We start from the raw sequence: 14751 nt of genomic DNA on the forward strand, positions 1-14751 counted from the left end.
TCATGGCTGATGCGGATCAGCCCTGCCGGGGCTCGCCGCGGTAGGTGCCGAAGTTCCAGCGGTTGCCCTCGGGATCGCGGACGGCGAAGTCGCGGGAGCCGTAGTCGGTGTCGTGCAGCGGCTGGAGCACCTCCGCGCCGGCGGCCACCGCCCGGTCGTGCAGCGCGTCGGGGTCGTCGGTGACGACGTAGCAGCCCGCCGTGCCCGGGGTGAGCGCCCAGGGGTCGTCCGGTCCGCCGCGCGCCGAGCCGAGCATGATCCCGCCGCCGAGCGGCCAGGACAGCTGGGCGTGGACGACGACGTCCCCGCTTCCGTCGGGCTGGTCGCCGTAGACGGCGGTCTCCTCGAACCCGAAGGCGTCGACGAGGAAGCGGATGAGGCCGCGGGCGTCGTGCGCGCGCAGGGTCGGCCAGACGGTGGGGGCCGGGGCGTCAGCTGAGGTCATGGGCAGCAGCCTGCTCCCGCCCGGACGTGCCGTCTTGGACGAATCCGAACTCGGCGGCGAGCCAGCCGGTCGGCGGCAGCCCGGCGAGCGCCCGCCACTCCCGGGTCAGGTGGGCCTGGTCGGCGAACCCCAGGTCGGCGGCGAGCCCGGCCAGGTCCGTCGGGCCGCCCCGGCCGGCCCGGGCGGCGAGGACGCGCCGTGCCCGGTCGAAGCGGACCACCCGGGCGGCCGCCTTGGGGGAGAGCCCGGTCTCGGCGCGGAACCGGTTCTCCAGGTGCCGGTCCGACCAGCCGACCCGGGCGGCCACCTCCGCCACCCGCAGCGGGCCACCGGACGCGGTGGTCAGCCGCCACGCCTCGGCCACCTCGGGCGCGGGCCCGCTGCCGTGCCGGCCGGCGCGCAGCAGCACCCGCTCGACGGCGGCGAACCGGGCCGGCCAGTCCGGCGCCGACCGCACCCGGTCGACGAGCTCGCGGCCGGCCACCCCCAGCACGTCGTCCACCGCGGCGTCGAGCGACGCGAGCGCGCCGGCGGGGACGCCGAGCAGCGCGCGGGCGCCGGCGGGGGTGAGCGACAGCTGCAGCCCGGCCTGCCGCCCCGGGTGCTCGATCAGCGCCGGCCGGGTGTGCAGCCCGCCGACCAGCCCGTCGTAGCGGCCGGGCGCCTGGGCCGGGTCGGGGTGGGCGAGCAGCACCAGCGGCTCGTCCAGGGTGACCACGAAGGTCAGGAACGGCGAGGGCAGGCCGCGGTGCAGCCCGGGCGCGAGCCCCTCCTGCCGGTAGCCGGTCGCGGTGGCCACGTACGGGCGGAGCGCCGGGTGCACGCGGTGGTCCACCCACTCGCTGCGCACCGGGTCAGCCCAGCGGGTGCACCCGGACGGCGAGCACGACGATGTCGTCCTCACGGGGCTCGTGCGCGACCTCCAGCACCCGGTCCACCAGCGCCTCCAGCGGCAGGTCGGCCTGCCCGGTCAGCGACTGCACCACCCGGGCGGTGCCGGCGTCGATGTCCCGGTCGCCCGCGCGCTGCTCGATCAGCCCGTCGGTGTGCAGCAGCAGCGTGCTCCCCGGCGGCAGGGCGACGTGGTGGTCGGTCCGCGGCGCCCCGGGGTGGACGCCGACCAGCAGCTCCGCCCGCGTCTCCAGCACCTCGACCCGCCCGTCCGGGTGCAGCAGCAGCGGCGCCGGGTGCCCGGCGTTGGTCCAGCGGAGCGTCGGCACGCCGTCGTCGTCCCGGTCGACCCGGCCCAGGACGACGGTGGCGAGGGTGTCGATCGACAGTGTCTCCATCGCCCGGTCCAGTCGGCGCATGGTCTGCGACGGCGGCTCGTCGCGGTCGACCGCGTACCCGCGCAGCAGGGTGCGCAGCTGCCCCATGTCCGCCGCGGCGGCGATGTCGTGGCCGGAGGTGTCGCCGACCGCGACGACGGTGGCGCCGTCCGGCGTGACGAAGGTGTCGTACCAGTCCCCGCCGACCTGGTCCCGGGCGTCGGCCGGGAGGTAGCGGGCGGCCACGGTCAGGTGGGCCTGCTGCGGCAGCCGGGTGAGCATCGCGCGCTGCAGGGTCGCCGCGACGTCCTGGCGCTCCTCCAGCAGCTCCTGCGTGCGCTGCCACTGCTCGGCGGCGACCCGGGCGGACTGGTTCGCCCGGTCGCGCACGGCGCGCAGCTGCAGCTCCGAGGAGCAGGCGTCGGCCAGGTCCGCGAGCACGGCGAGGTCGTCGTCGGACCACCGGCGCGGCCGCGGGGTGATGGCGCACAGCGAGCCCACGACCAGCCCGTCGGCGTCCCGCAGCGGCATGCCGGCGTAGCCGACGACCGAGAGGTCACGGACGGCGAGGTTGTCCCGGACCAGCGGGTGGTCGCGGGCGTCCTCGATGACCAGCGGCTGCTCGGCCTGGACCACGTGCTGGCAGAACGAGTGGGTCAGCGGGGTGCGGCGGGAGGTCTGCCAGGGCTCGGGGAGGCCGGCCGCACCCGGGAAGACCTGCTCGTCGGCGTCCACCAGGCTCACCAGAGCGACCGGGACGCCGAGCTGGCGGCGGACCAGCCGGACGAAGCGCTCGAAGGAGGGGTCCGAGACGGCGAGCAGCGGCGTGCTGGCAGGCAGGGGGCGGAGCGCCGGGGAGACCGCCGCCGGCGACGCAGCTGACCGGTCCGTCCTCATCGCCAGTGATGCTAGGTGCCGCGGACCTGCCGGGACAGGGTCTCGGTCACGCGCTGGTGGCGATGGCGATCACGGCGACGAGGCCGATGATGCCCACCCCGACCCAGCCCAGCACGATGCCGGCGATCGCCATGCCGTCGCCGGACTCACCGCGCTCGCGGATCTGCTTGCGCGCGATGTAGCCGAACACCAGCGCCAGGACGCTGCCGATCCAGTAGAGCCAGACGATGCCGAGCACCATGGAGGCGATGGCCAGCCCGTTGGTGCGCCGCGGCGGCGGGTAGCCGTAGCCGTACGGCTGCGGCGCATACGGCTGCTGGGGGTACGGCTGCTGGCCGTAGGGCTGGCCGTACGGCGGCGGGACCTGCGGGCCGGGGTACGGGTGGCTGTCGTCCTGCGTCACCCGGCGAACTGTAGGAGCGCGGTGCCGCGCCGCCCAGCTGCGACACCTCGGAGGGGTGAGTCAGCGCTCGACCCGCGCGAGGAACCGCCGGACGGTCTCCAGGAAGACCTCCGGCTGCTCCGAGTGCACCCAGTGCCCGGCGTTCTTGACCCGCACCAGGCGCACGTGCGGGAACAGCTGGTCCATCCGCGGCCGGTCCTCGTCGAGCACGTAGGTCGAGTTCGCCCCCGCGATCCACAGCACCGGGCCCTCGAACGCGGCGCCGGGCGGGGGGTCGGGGAACAGCCGCAGCTCCCCCAGGTCGCGGGCGAGGGTCTCCAGGTTCAGCCGCCACCGCCAGCCGTTCCCGGCCCCCACCCCGTCGCGGACCAGGCTCTGCAGCAGGAACGACCGGACCATCGTGCTCGGGACGGCGTCGCGCAGCGCCGCGTCGGCCTGCTCCCGGGTCTCCAGCCGGTCCAGGTCCATCCCCTGCATGGCGGCGATGAACGCGGCGAAGGGGGAGGCCTCCTCGTCGGGGTCGTCGGTGCGCCCGCCGGTCTCCGGGTAGTCGGCGGGCGCGATGTCGACGACGACGAGGGCGCGCAGCAGCTCGGGCCGGCGCAGCGCCAGCTGCATCGCCACCTTGCCGCCCATCGAGTGCCCGACCAGGGTCACCGGGTCGCCCAGCAGCTCCAGCTCCTCGGCGACGACCTCGGCCATGTCCCGGTAGTCGACCCGGTCGGTCCACGGCGAGTGCCCGTGGTTGGGCAGGTCGAGCAGCGTGACCCGGTGCCCGTCCTCGGCCAGTGCGCGCGCGATCGTCGTCCAGTTGCGGCCCTGGCCGAACAGGCCGTGCACGAAGACGACCCGCGGCCCGGAGTCGCCGAGCGTGCGGGCCGCCAGCCGGACGGGAGAGGTCATGCCGCCATCCCACCAGACGGTGGCGACCCGGTGATGTCGCTCCCCGGGATGGTCGGTGGTCGCGGTTAGCGTCCTGCGGGTCAGGCCGTCGACCCCGCAGGAGACCTCCGTGCCCGGACGCCGTCGGCGCTCCACCAGCTCGTCCCGCTCGACCGGCACGACGACCACCCGGAAGCCGGCTGCCCGGAAGGCCCCGCGGACCCGGACCGCCGCGACCCCGGCCGCCGCGGCGTCCGCGGCCCCGGCCGGCCTGCCCACGGCACGGCCGGGGGAGCGGGTGTGGGTGCTCGCCGTCCCGTTCCGGGCCCCGGCGCCGGGCGCGAGCTGGCACGCCGGACTGTCCGCGCACGTGTACGTGGGCTCCTCGCTGCCGGTGGCGCTGGCGCCGTACGACCCGCCGCCGTGCTCCTTCGAGCGGTTCGTCGAGGACGAGCTGAACGCCGAGCCGCGGCCGGTGCCGCCGGCCCGCGCGATGACCCCGCGGCCGGAGCAGGTCACCGGCGCGGCCGCGATCGCGCGGCACGCGGCCGCCGGTGGGCGGATGTTCCTGCTCGGCGACGACCCGGGCGTCGGGAAGACCGGCACCGCCGTCCTGGCCGTGCAGCAGATCGCCGCGCACCGGGCCGGCTCCGCGAAGCCGGTCCGCACCGTGCTGGTGGTGGCCGACCGGCCGGCGGCGATCACCGTGCCGCACTGGACGCGGTCGATCGCCGCGTTCGGCGGCGCCGCTGTCGAGGGGCAGGACCTGCGCTGGTGCGTCACCACCTGGGACCGGCTGGGCAAGGTCGCCGCGCTGATGAAGGCGACCGGGGTGCGCTTCGACGTGGTGGTCGCCGACGAGGCGCACATGGTCCGGCACACCACGACCCAGCGGTGGAAGCACTGGAAGGCGGTCTCCGGCGCGGGGCGGGTGAAGGACGTCCCGTTCGTGCTGCTGGCCACGGCGACCCCTGCGCACACCCCGCTGGAGCTGCCCTACCTGGCGCCGCACTTCGCCGCCGTCCACGGCGAGCCGCTCAAGGACTGGGCGGACCTGCCGCACCGCCTCGCCGTCCACGGGTTCCACGTGGAACGTGGTCGCTACGGCTGGAGCTGGACCGAGGACGCCGACGAGCGCCGCGCCGACCTGGCCCTGCTCCGCGGCTGGCTGGCCGACACCGACCCGCCGGCGACGCTGCACCGGCCGGCGCCGTGGGGCCCGGTCAGCGTCACCGGGACACCGGTCGCGCTGACCCCGGCCGAGCGCGCGCAGTACGAGGCCGAGTGGTCGGAGTTCCGCGCGGAGATGCAGCTGGCCCGGCGCAAGCGGGAGACCGCCCGGGGCCGGGCGGCGCTGCTGCGGTTCCGGCAGAAGGCCGGGCTGATCCGGGCGGCGGCGACGGTCGACTGGGTGAAGGCGCAGGTCGAGGCGGACCGCCAGGTCGCGGTGTCGGTGGAGTTCGTGGAGACCGCCGCCGACCCGATCCGCGAGGCGCTGCTGGACGGCGGCATCACGGTCGCCGGGATCTACGGCCGGGACCGGTTCGACGTGGAGGCCGAGCGGCTGCGGTTCCAGACCGGTGCGGCGCCGGTGTGCGTCTTCACCGTGACCGCCTCGATCAGCCTGCACGCCGGCGAGCTGCTGCCCGGCGGGCTCACCGCGTCCACCACGCCGCGGGTGGGGCTGTTCCACCAGCCGCGGTTCTCCGGCATCGCCGCCCGTCAGGTGACCGGCCGCACCCACCGCGACCACCAGGTCTCCCCGTGGCGGGTCGCATTCGCCGAGGACACCGTGGAGGAGGACGTCGCCCGGGTCATGGTGGAGCGGCTGGCGGTCACCGGCTCGACGGCCGGTGGCGACACCGCGGCGCTGCAGGAGATCGCCGAGCTGCTCGACGCCGACTGGCTGCCGGCGACCTCACTGACCGGGGACTGCTGAAGGACCCCGTCCCCCTCACCCCTCGCAAGCTCGCGGCGAGCCTCCGGACGGGGCCGACGAGACCGGAACTCAGACCCTGTGCAGCCGCATCGGCAGGTGCGGGATGCCGTCCTCCAGGTAGTCCGGGCCGGAGCGCACGAAGCCGAAGCGCTCGTACCAGCTCTCGAGGTAGGCCTGCGCGCCGATGTCGACGGTGCGGCCCCCGCACAGCTCGATGCCGCGGCGGATGAGCCGGGCGGACAGCCCTCGGCCCCGCGCGCCCACGGCGGTGGCCACCCGGCCGATGGCGCGGTCGTCGCCGTTCTCCAGGACCCGGATGGTGGCCAGCGTCGTCCCGGCGTCGTCGGCGTACCAGAGGTGCACCGTGCCCGGCTCGGTGTCCCGGCCGTCGAGCTCGGGGTAGGGGCAGGTCTGCTCGACGACGAAGACGTCGACGCGGAGCCGGAGGATGCCGTAGAGCTCCGTAGGGGTCAGCTCGGCGAAGCGGGCCTCGCGCAGCACAGGTGCATCGGTCACCGGTCGATCGTCGCAAGCCGTTCCCGCGGGAACGCCGGCCGGGCTCCGGCGGCCCGGGTCAGGCGGCCCGGGTCAGGCGGCCCGGGTCAGGCGGCCTGGCGGCGGAGGTGGTCGCGGTGGGCGAGCAGCGCCCAGACGACGTGCTGCAGGTCCATCCGCTCACCGGTGTCCGGCCACGCGTCGGGCAGGCCGGCGTCGGGCACCAGCGTCAGCAGCGGTGGGGTGCGGAAGGCGGGATCGGCCGGGCCCCAGATCCGCCGTCCGGCCCGGTCGTGGGCCACCAGCTCCCGCCCGCGGCGGACCAGCACCAGCCCCTCGTCGTGCACCAGCCCGTGGTCGACGTCGCACAGCAGCACCATCGCCGACACGTCGGTGCGGCCACCCAGCGACCACGGCGTGAGGTGGTGGGCGTGCAGCCGCTCGATCCGGGTCTCGTCGCACCCCGGCCGGGCGCAGCCGCCGTCGCGGGCCAGCAGCGCCCGCCGCTGCGCCTTGGTGGCCAGCCGGCGGCGCCGGCCCAGCGCCAGCGGCTGACCACCGCGCTCGACGATCACTGTCAGGGACGCCTCGCACGCCATCCGCCGCACCTGGCTCGGCGACAGCGCCGGACCGCCCTCCAGGTGGGCCCGCCCCGCCGCCGCGTCCTGCGCCAGCACGTCGGCGTCGACGTGCACGACCACCTCGCGGCGCGGCGGGTCCCCGGCCCGCCGGCCGACGTCGACCGCCTCGGCGGCGAGCTCGGCCAGCGCCCGGCAGCGCCGCACGGTCATCCGTTCCCGCGGGAACGTCGCCGGGTCCTCCGGGCAGCGGTCCCCGTCCGCGGCGCCCGCCTCACCCGTGGCCGCCTTCTTCGCCGCGGCCCGTTCCCGGCGGGCGTCCCGTTCGGCCCGGGACTCGACGTTCGCCAGCAGAGCCGCGCCGGCCTCGGCGTCCATCCGCACCTGCAGCACCAGCATCCCGTCGACGTCCCAGTGCCACTGGAAGGACCGCTTCTCCGCGACCCGGCCGGCGTCCACGTCGTCGGAGCGGCGCCAGCCGCGCACCACCCGGGCCAGCTGTGACGCGGTGGTGTGCCCGGCCAGCTCGACCAGGGCCGGCTCGGTGTCGGGGTCGGCGACCCGGGTGATCTCCCGGACCTTGGAGTAGGACAGCCGGCCCTGCTCGAACGCCGCCGCCGTGAGCGGCAGCCTGCCCAGCGCCCGCGCGACCCGGACGTGCTCCCGCGCCGCACCGGGGCTCATCCCGCACTGCCAGGCCAGCCAGTGCGCGCACGACTGGATCCCGACCCCACCCCAGCCCTCCCGGACGTCGAACTCCGCCACGAGCCGCAGCCAGGCAGCCGTCGCGGCGGCCAACCGCACCGCCCCCGACCGGATCTCCCCGGCCAGCACCTCGATCGACCGCTCCGCCTGCCCCGCCACCACCGTCATCGCCGCCATGCGCCGACGCTAGGGGAGGGGTACGACAGAACCGCAGGTCAGCTGCGAGCGGAGTCCGCGCCGTTGCCGTCCAGCGGCACCCGGGTGACGGGGGCGGGGGTGTCGCCGAGCCCCGCGGCGCCGCTGCCGAGGCGCTTGAGCAGCGCGCCGACGTCCAGGCCGGTGAGGTCGCCGGACAGCTGCAGCCCCTGCGCGACGTTGGCGGCCACCGAGCGGCCCAGCGAGCCTGCCCCGTCGGCGGAGATGACGGTCATCTTGTCCACGCCGGCGAGCGGTGCCGAGGCGGCGGCGACCACCTCGGGCAGCACCTTGACCAGCATCTCCAGGATCGCCGCCTCGCCGTAGGTGGCGAAGGCGGTGGACCGGGCGTCCATCGCGGCGGCCTCGGCCTGCCCGCGGGCGAGGATCGCCGCACCCTCCGCCGCGCCCTCGCGCTCGACGGCGTCGGCGATCGCCTGCCGGCGGAGCTTCTCGGCCTCACCGCGCTTGGCGCCCTCGATGGCCTCCGCCTCGGCCAGCGCCGACCGCCGGGCCCGCTCGCCCTCACCGGACAGCCGCGCCTGCTCGGCGGCGGCCTGGGCGGCGGCGATGGTCGCCTGGCGCTGGGCCTCCGCGGTGAGGATCGCCGAGTTCTTCCGACCCTCCGCCTCCTGCTCGACGCGGTACCGCTCGGCGTCGGCCGGACGGCGCACCTTGGTGTCCAGCTGCGCCTGGGTGAGCGTCGCCGTCCGTGCCGCGACCTTCTCCTGCGCGGCGAGGACCTCCTGGTCCTGCGCCGCCTGGGCCAGCGGCCCGGCCGCCGCGGCGCGGGCGGTGGCGGCGTCGGTCTCGGCCGCGATCTCGGCCTTCTTCAGCGCCAGCTGGCGCTGGGAGACCGCGATCGCCTCGTCGGCCAGCAGCTGCTCCTGCTGCGCGGCCTGCCGGGCACGCGCCTCGGCGATCGAGGCCTCCTTGAGCACCCGGGCGGCCTCGGGCCGGCCGAGGTCGGCCAGGTAGGTGCCCTCGGCCTGGATGTCCTGCAGCTGGAACGTGTCCAGCACCAGCCCCTGCCCGGTGAGCGAGGACTCGGCCTCCTCCGCCACAGCCGAGGCGAACGCGGCCCGGTCGCGGATGATCTCCTCGATGGTCAGCCGGCCGACGATCGAGCGGAGCGCGCCGGCCAGCACCTCCGAGGTGAAGGTGTCGATGCCCTGCTGCTGGGCCAGGAAGCGCTGCGCGGCCGCCCGGATCGACTGCTCGTTGCCGCCGACCTTGACGATGGCCACGCCCTCGAGGTCGCACTTGACGCCCTGCTTGGAGACGGCGCCGCGGATGGCCACCGGGATCCGCCGGCTGGACAGGTCGATCGAGTGCAGCTTCTGCACCACGGGCAGCACGAACACGCTGGCGCCCATGACCACCTTCTGGCCCGACATGTCCCGGCTCACCGCGCCGTCCGTGCCGGTCACCGAGCGGCCCTGCCGGCCGGTGACCAGGAACGCCTGGTTGGGGCCGGCCACCTTGATCCGGGACAGGACGAGGAGCACCAGCAGGACGACCAGGACGGCGATGCCGCCGATCGCGTAGAGCAGCGTCACGGGGTGGTTCCTCCGGGATCGGGAGCGGTGGAGACGACCTCCACCGAGGTGTCGGTCGGGGTGTCGACCACGTAGACCGGGGTGCCGGCGGGCAGCGCGACCTCGCTGCGGGCGTGGTACTTCAGCTGCTGCCCGGCGACGCTGAGCCGGACCTCGCCCAGCCCCCCGGCGGGGACGCCGGAGACGACGACCCCCTGGGCGCCGATCAGCCGGCTGCTGGTGAGCGTCGGTTCGGTGGGCATGTCCCGCAGCGCGGCGGACAGCCGGACGGCGCCGGCGGCGAGCGGCAGGGCGACGAGCAGACCACCGAGGACGGCGAGCAGCACGGTGACCGCGCCCGGCAGCTCGGGCACCAGGGCGGTGACCGCAGCCCCGCCGAAGCCGATGCCGCCGACGAAGGCGGCGATCGCCGGCAGCGAGAACGGCCCGTCGGCGTCACCGTGGCCGAGCTCGCCGAACTCGCCCACGACGAGGGCGAGCACGAGCACCAGGAGGCCGACCGCGCCGATCGCGAGGAAGGCCACCGCGATCGGGTCCACATGACCTCCCCAGGACGGGCGGAGGCACAGAGTCGCAGGTCAGGGCGGTGTTGATCAAGCGGCTGCCCCGGCCGGGTGAGGCGGGGGCCGTCCGGGCGGGCGGTGCTAGCGTCGAGGGACGACACGGGGTGTCCCGCCCGGGACTGAGATCACACCCGTCGAACCTGCTCCAGCTGACACTGGCGAAGGGATGTCCGGCGATGGACGCCACCTCTCTGCGCGCTGCCACCACGGCGCTGCGCGACTCCGCACCCCTGGTGCACTGCCTCACCAACACCGTCGTCCAGACGATCACGGCCAACGCGCTGCTGGCCGTCGGCGCGGCGCCCGCGATGGTCGACGAGCCGGCCGAGGCCGGGGAGTTCGCCGCCGTGGCGTCCGCGGTGCTGGTCAACGTGGGCACCGTCCAGCAGCGCACCGCCGAGGCGATGCGGATCGCGGCCCGGACGGCGTCCGAGGTCGGGACCCCGTGGGTGCTGGACCCGGTCGCCGTCGGCGGGCTGACCTTCCGCACCGAGCTCGCCGCCGACCTGGTGCAGCTGCGGCCGGCCGTCGTCCGCGGCAACGCCTCGGAGGTGCTGGCGCTGGCCGGGGCCGGCAAGGGCGGCCGCGGCGTGGACAGCACCGCCACCCCCGAGGACGCCCTGGAGGCCGCCGGTGAGCTGGCCCGGCGGACCGGCGGGGTGGTCGCGGTCAGCGGCCCGGTCGACGTGGTCACCGACGGCGAACGGGTCGTCCGGGTCGGTGGCGGCTCCCCGCTGCTGACCCGCACGACCGGTGCCGGCTGCGCGCTGGGGGCGGTCACCGCCGCCTACGTGGCCGCGGCCGGTGACGTGATGCTCGGCACGGTCGCCGCGCACGCCCACGTCGCGCTGGCGGCCGAGGCCGCGGCCCGGATCGCCGACGGGCCGGGCACGTTCGCCGTCCGGTGGATCGACGCCCTGGACGCCGTGGACGGCGACGCGCTGGTGCGGGCCCAGCTGAGCTGATGCGCCGCGCGTTCGACCCAACGCTCTACCTGGTCACCGACACCGCGCTGTGCGCGCCGCGGTCGGTGCCCGCGGTCGTCGCCGCCGCGGTGGCCGGTGGGGTGACCGCCGTGCAGGTGCGGGACAAGACGGCGAGCCGGCGGGACCTGCTGGCGCTGACCCGCGCGGTGCAGGAGGTCCTCGCGCCGACCCCGCAGGTGCGGCTGGTCGTCAACGACGCGGTGGACGTCGCCCTGCTCACCGGCGCCGACGGGGTGCACGTCGGCCAGGACGACCTCCCGGCCGACGAGGTGCGCGGCCTGCTCGGCCCGGACGCGCTGGTCGGGGTCTCGGTCGGGTCGGCCGCCGACCTGGACGCCGTCCTGGCCCTGCCGCCGGGCACCGTCGACCTGGTCGGGCTCAGCCCGGTGTGGGCGACGCCGACCAAGCCCGACGCCGGGGCGGCGCTGGGGCTGGCGGGCACCCGGGAGCTCGCCACCCGGGCGCGCGCCGCCGGGCTGACGTCGGTGGCGATCGGCGGGGTGCACGCGGCGAACGCCGCCGCGGTGGCCGCGACCGGGGTCGACGGCGTCTGCGTGGTCTCCGACGTCTGCGCGGCGGCCGACCCCGCCGCCGCGGCGCGCACCCTGCGGGGCGCGCTGGCCGGGCGGGTGCCGGCGTGACCGCGGCCGTCGCGCTGACCGTGGCCGGCAGCGACCCCAGCGGCGGGGCGGGGGTGCAGGCCGACCTGAAGACCTTCAGCGCGCTGGGCGTCTACGGGACGGCGGTGCTCACCGCGCTGACCGCGCAGAGCACCCGCGGGGTGACCGGGGTGCACGCCGTCCCGGCGGCGTTCGTCGGCGAGCAGCTGCGCACGCTGCTCGCGGACGTGACCGTGCACGCCACCAAGCTCGGCATGCTCGGCACCGCCGACGTGGTCCACGAGGTCGCCGCGGTGCTCGCCGACCGGCCCGCGGGACCGGTGGTCTGCGACCCGGTGATGGTCGCCACCAGCGGTGACCGGCTGATCTCCGACGACGCGGTCGACGCCGTGCGCAGCGTCCTGCTGCCGGTGACCGACCTGCTCACCCCCAACGTGCCGGAGGCGGCCGCGCTGCTCGACGTGGCCCCGGCGACGACGGTCGACGAGCTGGCCCCGCAGGCGGCGGCGCTGCTCGCGCTCGGCCCGGGCGCGGTCCTGCTCAAGGGCGGGCACCTCGGCGGCGCGGAGAGCACCGACGTGCTGGTGACCGCGGCCGGGGTGGTCGAGAGCCGCCGGCCCCGGGTGCCGACGACGGCCACGCACGGCACCGGCTGCACGCTCTCCTCGGCGGTCGCGGCGCTGGTCGCCCGCACCCGGCTGGCCGCGCCCGACGAGCCGGTGGACTGGGCGCCGCTGGTCGAGGGCGCCCGCGACTACCTGCAGGCCGCGCTGGTCGAGGGGGAGTCGCTGCGGGTCGGTGCCGGGCACGGCCCGGTGCACCACTTCGCCGGCTGGTGGCCGGCGTAGCCGGTACCGCTCAGTCCTCGTCGGCGAGGACCTCGCGCAGCACCCGGGCGGCGAGCTCGTCGCCCCCGGCCGCCGCGACGGAGAAGTGCTCGATGGCGCCGTCGACGTCCCCGGCGTCCAGCAGCAGCACGCCGAGGTTGTGGTGGGAGTGCAGGTCACCGCCCTCGATGCCGGCGCGGTAGGCGGCCGCCGCGGCGACGTCGTCGTCGAGCTCGTCGCGGTAGAGGTTGCCCAGCGGCAGCCAGCTGCCCACCTCGCCGCGCAGCGCGCCCTCCTCGAGCACCGCGCGGGCCTCCTCGACCCGTCCGGTGGCGCGCAGCAGGGCGGCCAGGCCGGTCCGGGCCTCCTCGTGGAGCTCGGCGCCGGCCCGCAGCTGCGGCTCCAGCGCCAGGTCGCGGGTCTCGTCCCAGCGCCAGGCGGCCAGCGTGGCCGCGGCCACCGCGTCGCCGGCGTCCGCGGACACCTGCGCCCAGTGCCAGGCCTCGAGCGTGCGGCCGGAGTCCAGCAGCCGGTGGGCGAGCGCCAGACCCGCCCGCGCGTCGCCCCGCTCGGCGGCCGTCCGCAGCGTGCGCAGCGCCTCGACCGAGCGGCCCTGGGCCTCCAGGGCGTCGCCCAGCACCGTCCAGGCCTTGGTGTCCCCGGCGTCCAGGGCGGACCGGGCGGCGCGCTCAGCGTCGGCCCAGCGCCCCAGCCGGGCCAGCACGGAGGCGAGGTTCAGCCAGGCGTCGTCCTCACCGGCCGCGGCGGCCTGCCGGAAGGCGTCGGCGGCCTCGTCCTCGCGGCCGAGCGCGTCGAGGCTGTTGCCCAGGTCGAACAGGGCGACGGGGTCGCCGTGCACGGCGGCGCGGCGGAAGAACCAGAGCGCCTGCTCGTGGTCACCGAGGTCGGCGAGCTCGCACCCACGGTCGATGAGGGCGTCGACGTCCAGGTCGTCGTCGGGTGCGGGCACGTCGGGGAGTCTGCCGTGCCCGGCGGCGTCCGCCCACGTCCTGAGGGGGGTCACCCCCCGTCAGGGGGTGGTCCAGTCCGGCGGGTCGGCCGGCTGCAGGTCCGGGTCGTCGGCGCGCAGCGTGCGCACCGGGCCGGGCGCCGTCCGCGGGCCCTCGAACCGGACCGTGACCCGGTTCAACCCGCTGCCCCAGACCCAGCCCGCACCCCGCTCGGCGTGGACGACGTCCTGACCCGGGTGCCAGGCGACGACCGCCGGGCCGGGCGCGGGGTCGGCCGGCACCGGCTCGGGCTCCTCGGTCACCTCGGTGGGCCCGTCGACCGTTTCCTGCAGGGCCTCGGCGAAGAGGTCGCCCTGCGCGTAGGGGGAGAGCCCGGAGACGCCGACGCCGAGCAGCCGCAGCCCGCCGCTGCGGTCCACCGCGCCCAGCAGCCGGCGGGCCACCTCGGCGATCTGCCGGGCGTCGTCCACGGGCTGAGGGAGGGTCAGCGAGCGGGTGAGGGTGGTGAAGTCGTAGCGGCGGACCTTGAGGGTCACCGTCCGGCCCGACGTCCCGGAGCGCTGCAGCCGGCTGCCCACCCGGCCGGCCAGCGCGTCGAGCTCGGCGCTGAGCCGGGACGGGTCGGTGAGGTCGCGGGCGAAGGTCTCCTCCGCGCTCACCGACTTCGCCTCCCGGTCGGTGATGACCGCGCGGTCGTCGTCGGCCCGGGCCAGCCGGTACAGGCCGGTGCCGTGCGCCTGGCCGACCAGGGTGGTGAGGTCGACCAGCGAGAGCCGGTGCAGGTCGCCGATCGTCTTCACCTTGACCTGCGCCAGCCGTTCCGCGGTGGCCGGGCCCACCCCGCCGAGGCTGCGCACCGGCAGCGGGTGCAGCACGTCGAGCTCGCTCCCGGCCGGGACGACGGTCAGCCCGTCCGGCTTGTTCAGCTCCGAGCCGATCTTCGCCAGCGACTTCGACGTGCCGATCCCGACCGAGCCGGTGACGCCGCCGGTGGCCACCGCGATCCGGGCCTTGAGGTCGAGGGCCAGCGCGGTGACGCCGGGCACCGAGAGGTCGTGGTCACCGGCGGCCAGGTCGACGTAGGCCTCGTCGATGGACACCGGCTCGACCAGCGGGGAGAGCTCCCGCAGCAGGGCCATGACGACGTCCGAGGTGCGCCGGTAGGCGGCGAACCGGCCGCCGAGGAACGCGGTGCCGGGCGGGCAGATCCGCCGCGCCTCCGCCGTGGGCATCGCGCTGCGTGCGCCGTACGCCCGGGCCTCGTAGGAGGCGGTGGCCACGACGCCCCGACCGCCGGTGCCGCCGACGACGACCGGCCGGCCCCGCAGCGAGGGCTTGTCGCGCTGCTCCACGGCGGCGAAGAAGGCGTCGAGGTCGAGGTGCATGATGCTGGGCTCCCGACGCACGCCCCCGATGAT

At 76.5% G+C, this 14751-nt stretch carries 15 protein-coding genes and 1 riboswitch; of the genes, 4 read left to right on the top strand and 11 right to left on the bottom strand.

The annotated features are described in order from the left end of the window. Positions 1-16: 16 nt before the first annotated feature. From MODMU_RS26260 to MODMU_RS26280, 5 genes are read right to left on the bottom strand one after another with little or no spacing between them, the layout of a single operon-like run. Positions 17-445: a VOC family protein gene (locus MODMU_RS26260; RefSeq protein ID WP_014743467.1), complete on the bottom strand. Its 429-nt coding sequence runs from the start codon at positions 443-445 to the stop codon at positions 17-19. Next, entirely contained in the window at positions 432-1295 is an 864-nt protein-coding gene (locus MODMU_RS26265) for a helix-turn-helix domain-containing protein (protein WP_014743468.1), read from the bottom strand. The genes MODMU_RS26260 and MODMU_RS26265 overlap by 14 nt, the downstream gene beginning before the upstream one ends. Positions 1296-1299: 4 nt before the next feature. Next, a complete protein-coding gene (locus tag MODMU_RS27415) occupies positions 1300-2610 on the bottom strand; it encodes a PP2C family protein-serine/threonine phosphatase (RefSeq protein WP_014743469.1) in 1311 nt (436 codons plus the stop codon). Between the two features lie 46 nt (positions 2611-2656). Then, positions 2657-3013, bottom strand: a complete 357-nt coding sequence (locus tag MODMU_RS26275; RefSeq protein ID WP_014743470.1) for a DUF4190 domain-containing protein — start codon at positions 3011-3013, stop codon at positions 2657-2659. Between the two features lie 60 nt (positions 3014-3073). Beyond that, complete coding sequence (locus MODMU_RS26280) at positions 3074-3916, bottom strand: alpha/beta fold hydrolase (RefSeq protein ID WP_041795642.1); 843 nt, start codon at positions 3914-3916, stop codon at positions 3074-3076. A gap of 109 nt (positions 3917-4025) precedes the next feature. Here MODMU_RS26280 and MODMU_RS26285 point away from each other — a divergent pair, with 109 nt between their 5' ends. Next, positions 4026-5834, top strand: coding sequence for a DEAD/DEAH box helicase family protein (locus tag MODMU_RS26285; protein ID WP_041795644.1), 1809 nt, complete (start codon positions 4026-4028; stop codon positions 5832-5834). A 69-nt stretch (positions 5835-5903) separates the two neighbouring features. Here the strand turns inward: MODMU_RS26285 and MODMU_RS26290 are convergent, their stop codons facing one another. The 4 genes from MODMU_RS26290 to MODMU_RS26305 all read right to left on the bottom strand — a co-directional run bounded on the left by MODMU_RS26290 (position 5904) and on the right by MODMU_RS26305 (position 9905). After that, positions 5904-6350 carry a GNAT family N-acetyltransferase gene (locus MODMU_RS26290; protein WP_041795646.1) on the bottom strand — a complete coding sequence of 149 codons (447 nt, stop codon included), beginning with the start codon at positions 6348-6350 and terminating at the stop codon, positions 5904-5906. 86 nt (positions 6351-6436) lie between these two features. Next, complete coding sequence (locus MODMU_RS26295) at positions 6437-7789, bottom strand: HNH endonuclease signature motif containing protein (protein WP_014743474.1); 1353 nt, start codon at positions 7787-7789, stop codon at positions 6437-6439. A gap of 38 nt (positions 7790-7827) precedes the next feature. Then, positions 7828-9366, bottom strand: a complete 1539-nt coding sequence (locus tag MODMU_RS26300) for a flotillin family protein (protein WP_014743475.1) — start codon at positions 9364-9366, stop codon at positions 7828-7830. Next, positions 9363-9905, bottom strand: a complete 543-nt coding sequence (locus tag MODMU_RS26305) for a hypothetical protein (RefSeq protein ID WP_014743476.1) — start codon at positions 9903-9905, stop codon at positions 9363-9365. The genes MODMU_RS26300 and MODMU_RS26305 overlap by 4 nt, the downstream gene beginning before the upstream one ends. Positions 9906-10019: 114 nt before the next feature. After that, positions 10020-10113: riboswitch (TPP riboswitch) on the top strand. Between MODMU_RS26305 and thiM the strand changes: the two genes are divergently transcribed. The 3 genes from thiM to thiD all read left to right on the top strand — a co-directional run bounded on the left by thiM (position 10106) and on the right by thiD (position 12383). Continuing rightward, positions 10106-10894: a hydroxyethylthiazole kinase gene (gene thiM / locus MODMU_RS26310; RefSeq protein WP_014743477.1), complete on the top strand. Its 789-nt coding sequence runs from the start codon at positions 10106-10108 to the stop codon at positions 10892-10894. It overlaps the preceding riboswitch by 8 nt. Beyond that, positions 10894-11556, top strand: a complete 663-nt coding sequence (thiE, locus tag MODMU_RS26315; RefSeq protein ID WP_014743478.1) for a thiamine phosphate synthase — start codon at positions 10894-10896, stop codon at positions 11554-11556. The genes thiM and thiE overlap by 1 nt, the downstream gene beginning before the upstream one ends. Further along, on the top strand, positions 11553-12383 hold the full coding sequence (thiD, locus tag MODMU_RS26320) for a bifunctional hydroxymethylpyrimidine kinase/phosphomethylpyrimidine kinase (RefSeq protein WP_014743479.1): 831 nt from the start codon (positions 11553-11555) through the stop codon (positions 12381-12383). The genes thiE and thiD overlap by 4 nt, the downstream gene beginning before the upstream one ends. 10 nt (positions 12384-12393) lie before the next feature. On the opposite strand, the gene MODMU_RS26325 is transcribed toward thiD, so the two are convergent. Together MODMU_RS26325 and MODMU_RS26330 are read right to left on the bottom strand one after the other, a co-directional pair. Then, positions 12394-13332 (bottom strand): tetratricopeptide repeat protein, encoded by a 939-nt coding sequence (locus MODMU_RS26325; RefSeq protein ID WP_014743480.1) that lies wholly within the window; start codon positions 13330-13332, stop codon positions 12394-12396. 60 nt (positions 13333-13392) lie between these two features. Continuing rightward, complete coding sequence (locus MODMU_RS26330) at positions 13393-14739, bottom strand: DNA polymerase IV (protein WP_041797767.1); 1347 nt, start codon at positions 14737-14739, stop codon at positions 13393-13395. Positions 14740-14751 lie beyond the last annotated feature (12 nt).

This window comes from Modestobacter italicus (assembly GCF_000306785.1).
Lineage (GTDB): Bacteria > Actinomycetota > Actinomycetes > Mycobacteriales > Geodermatophilaceae > Modestobacter > Modestobacter italicus.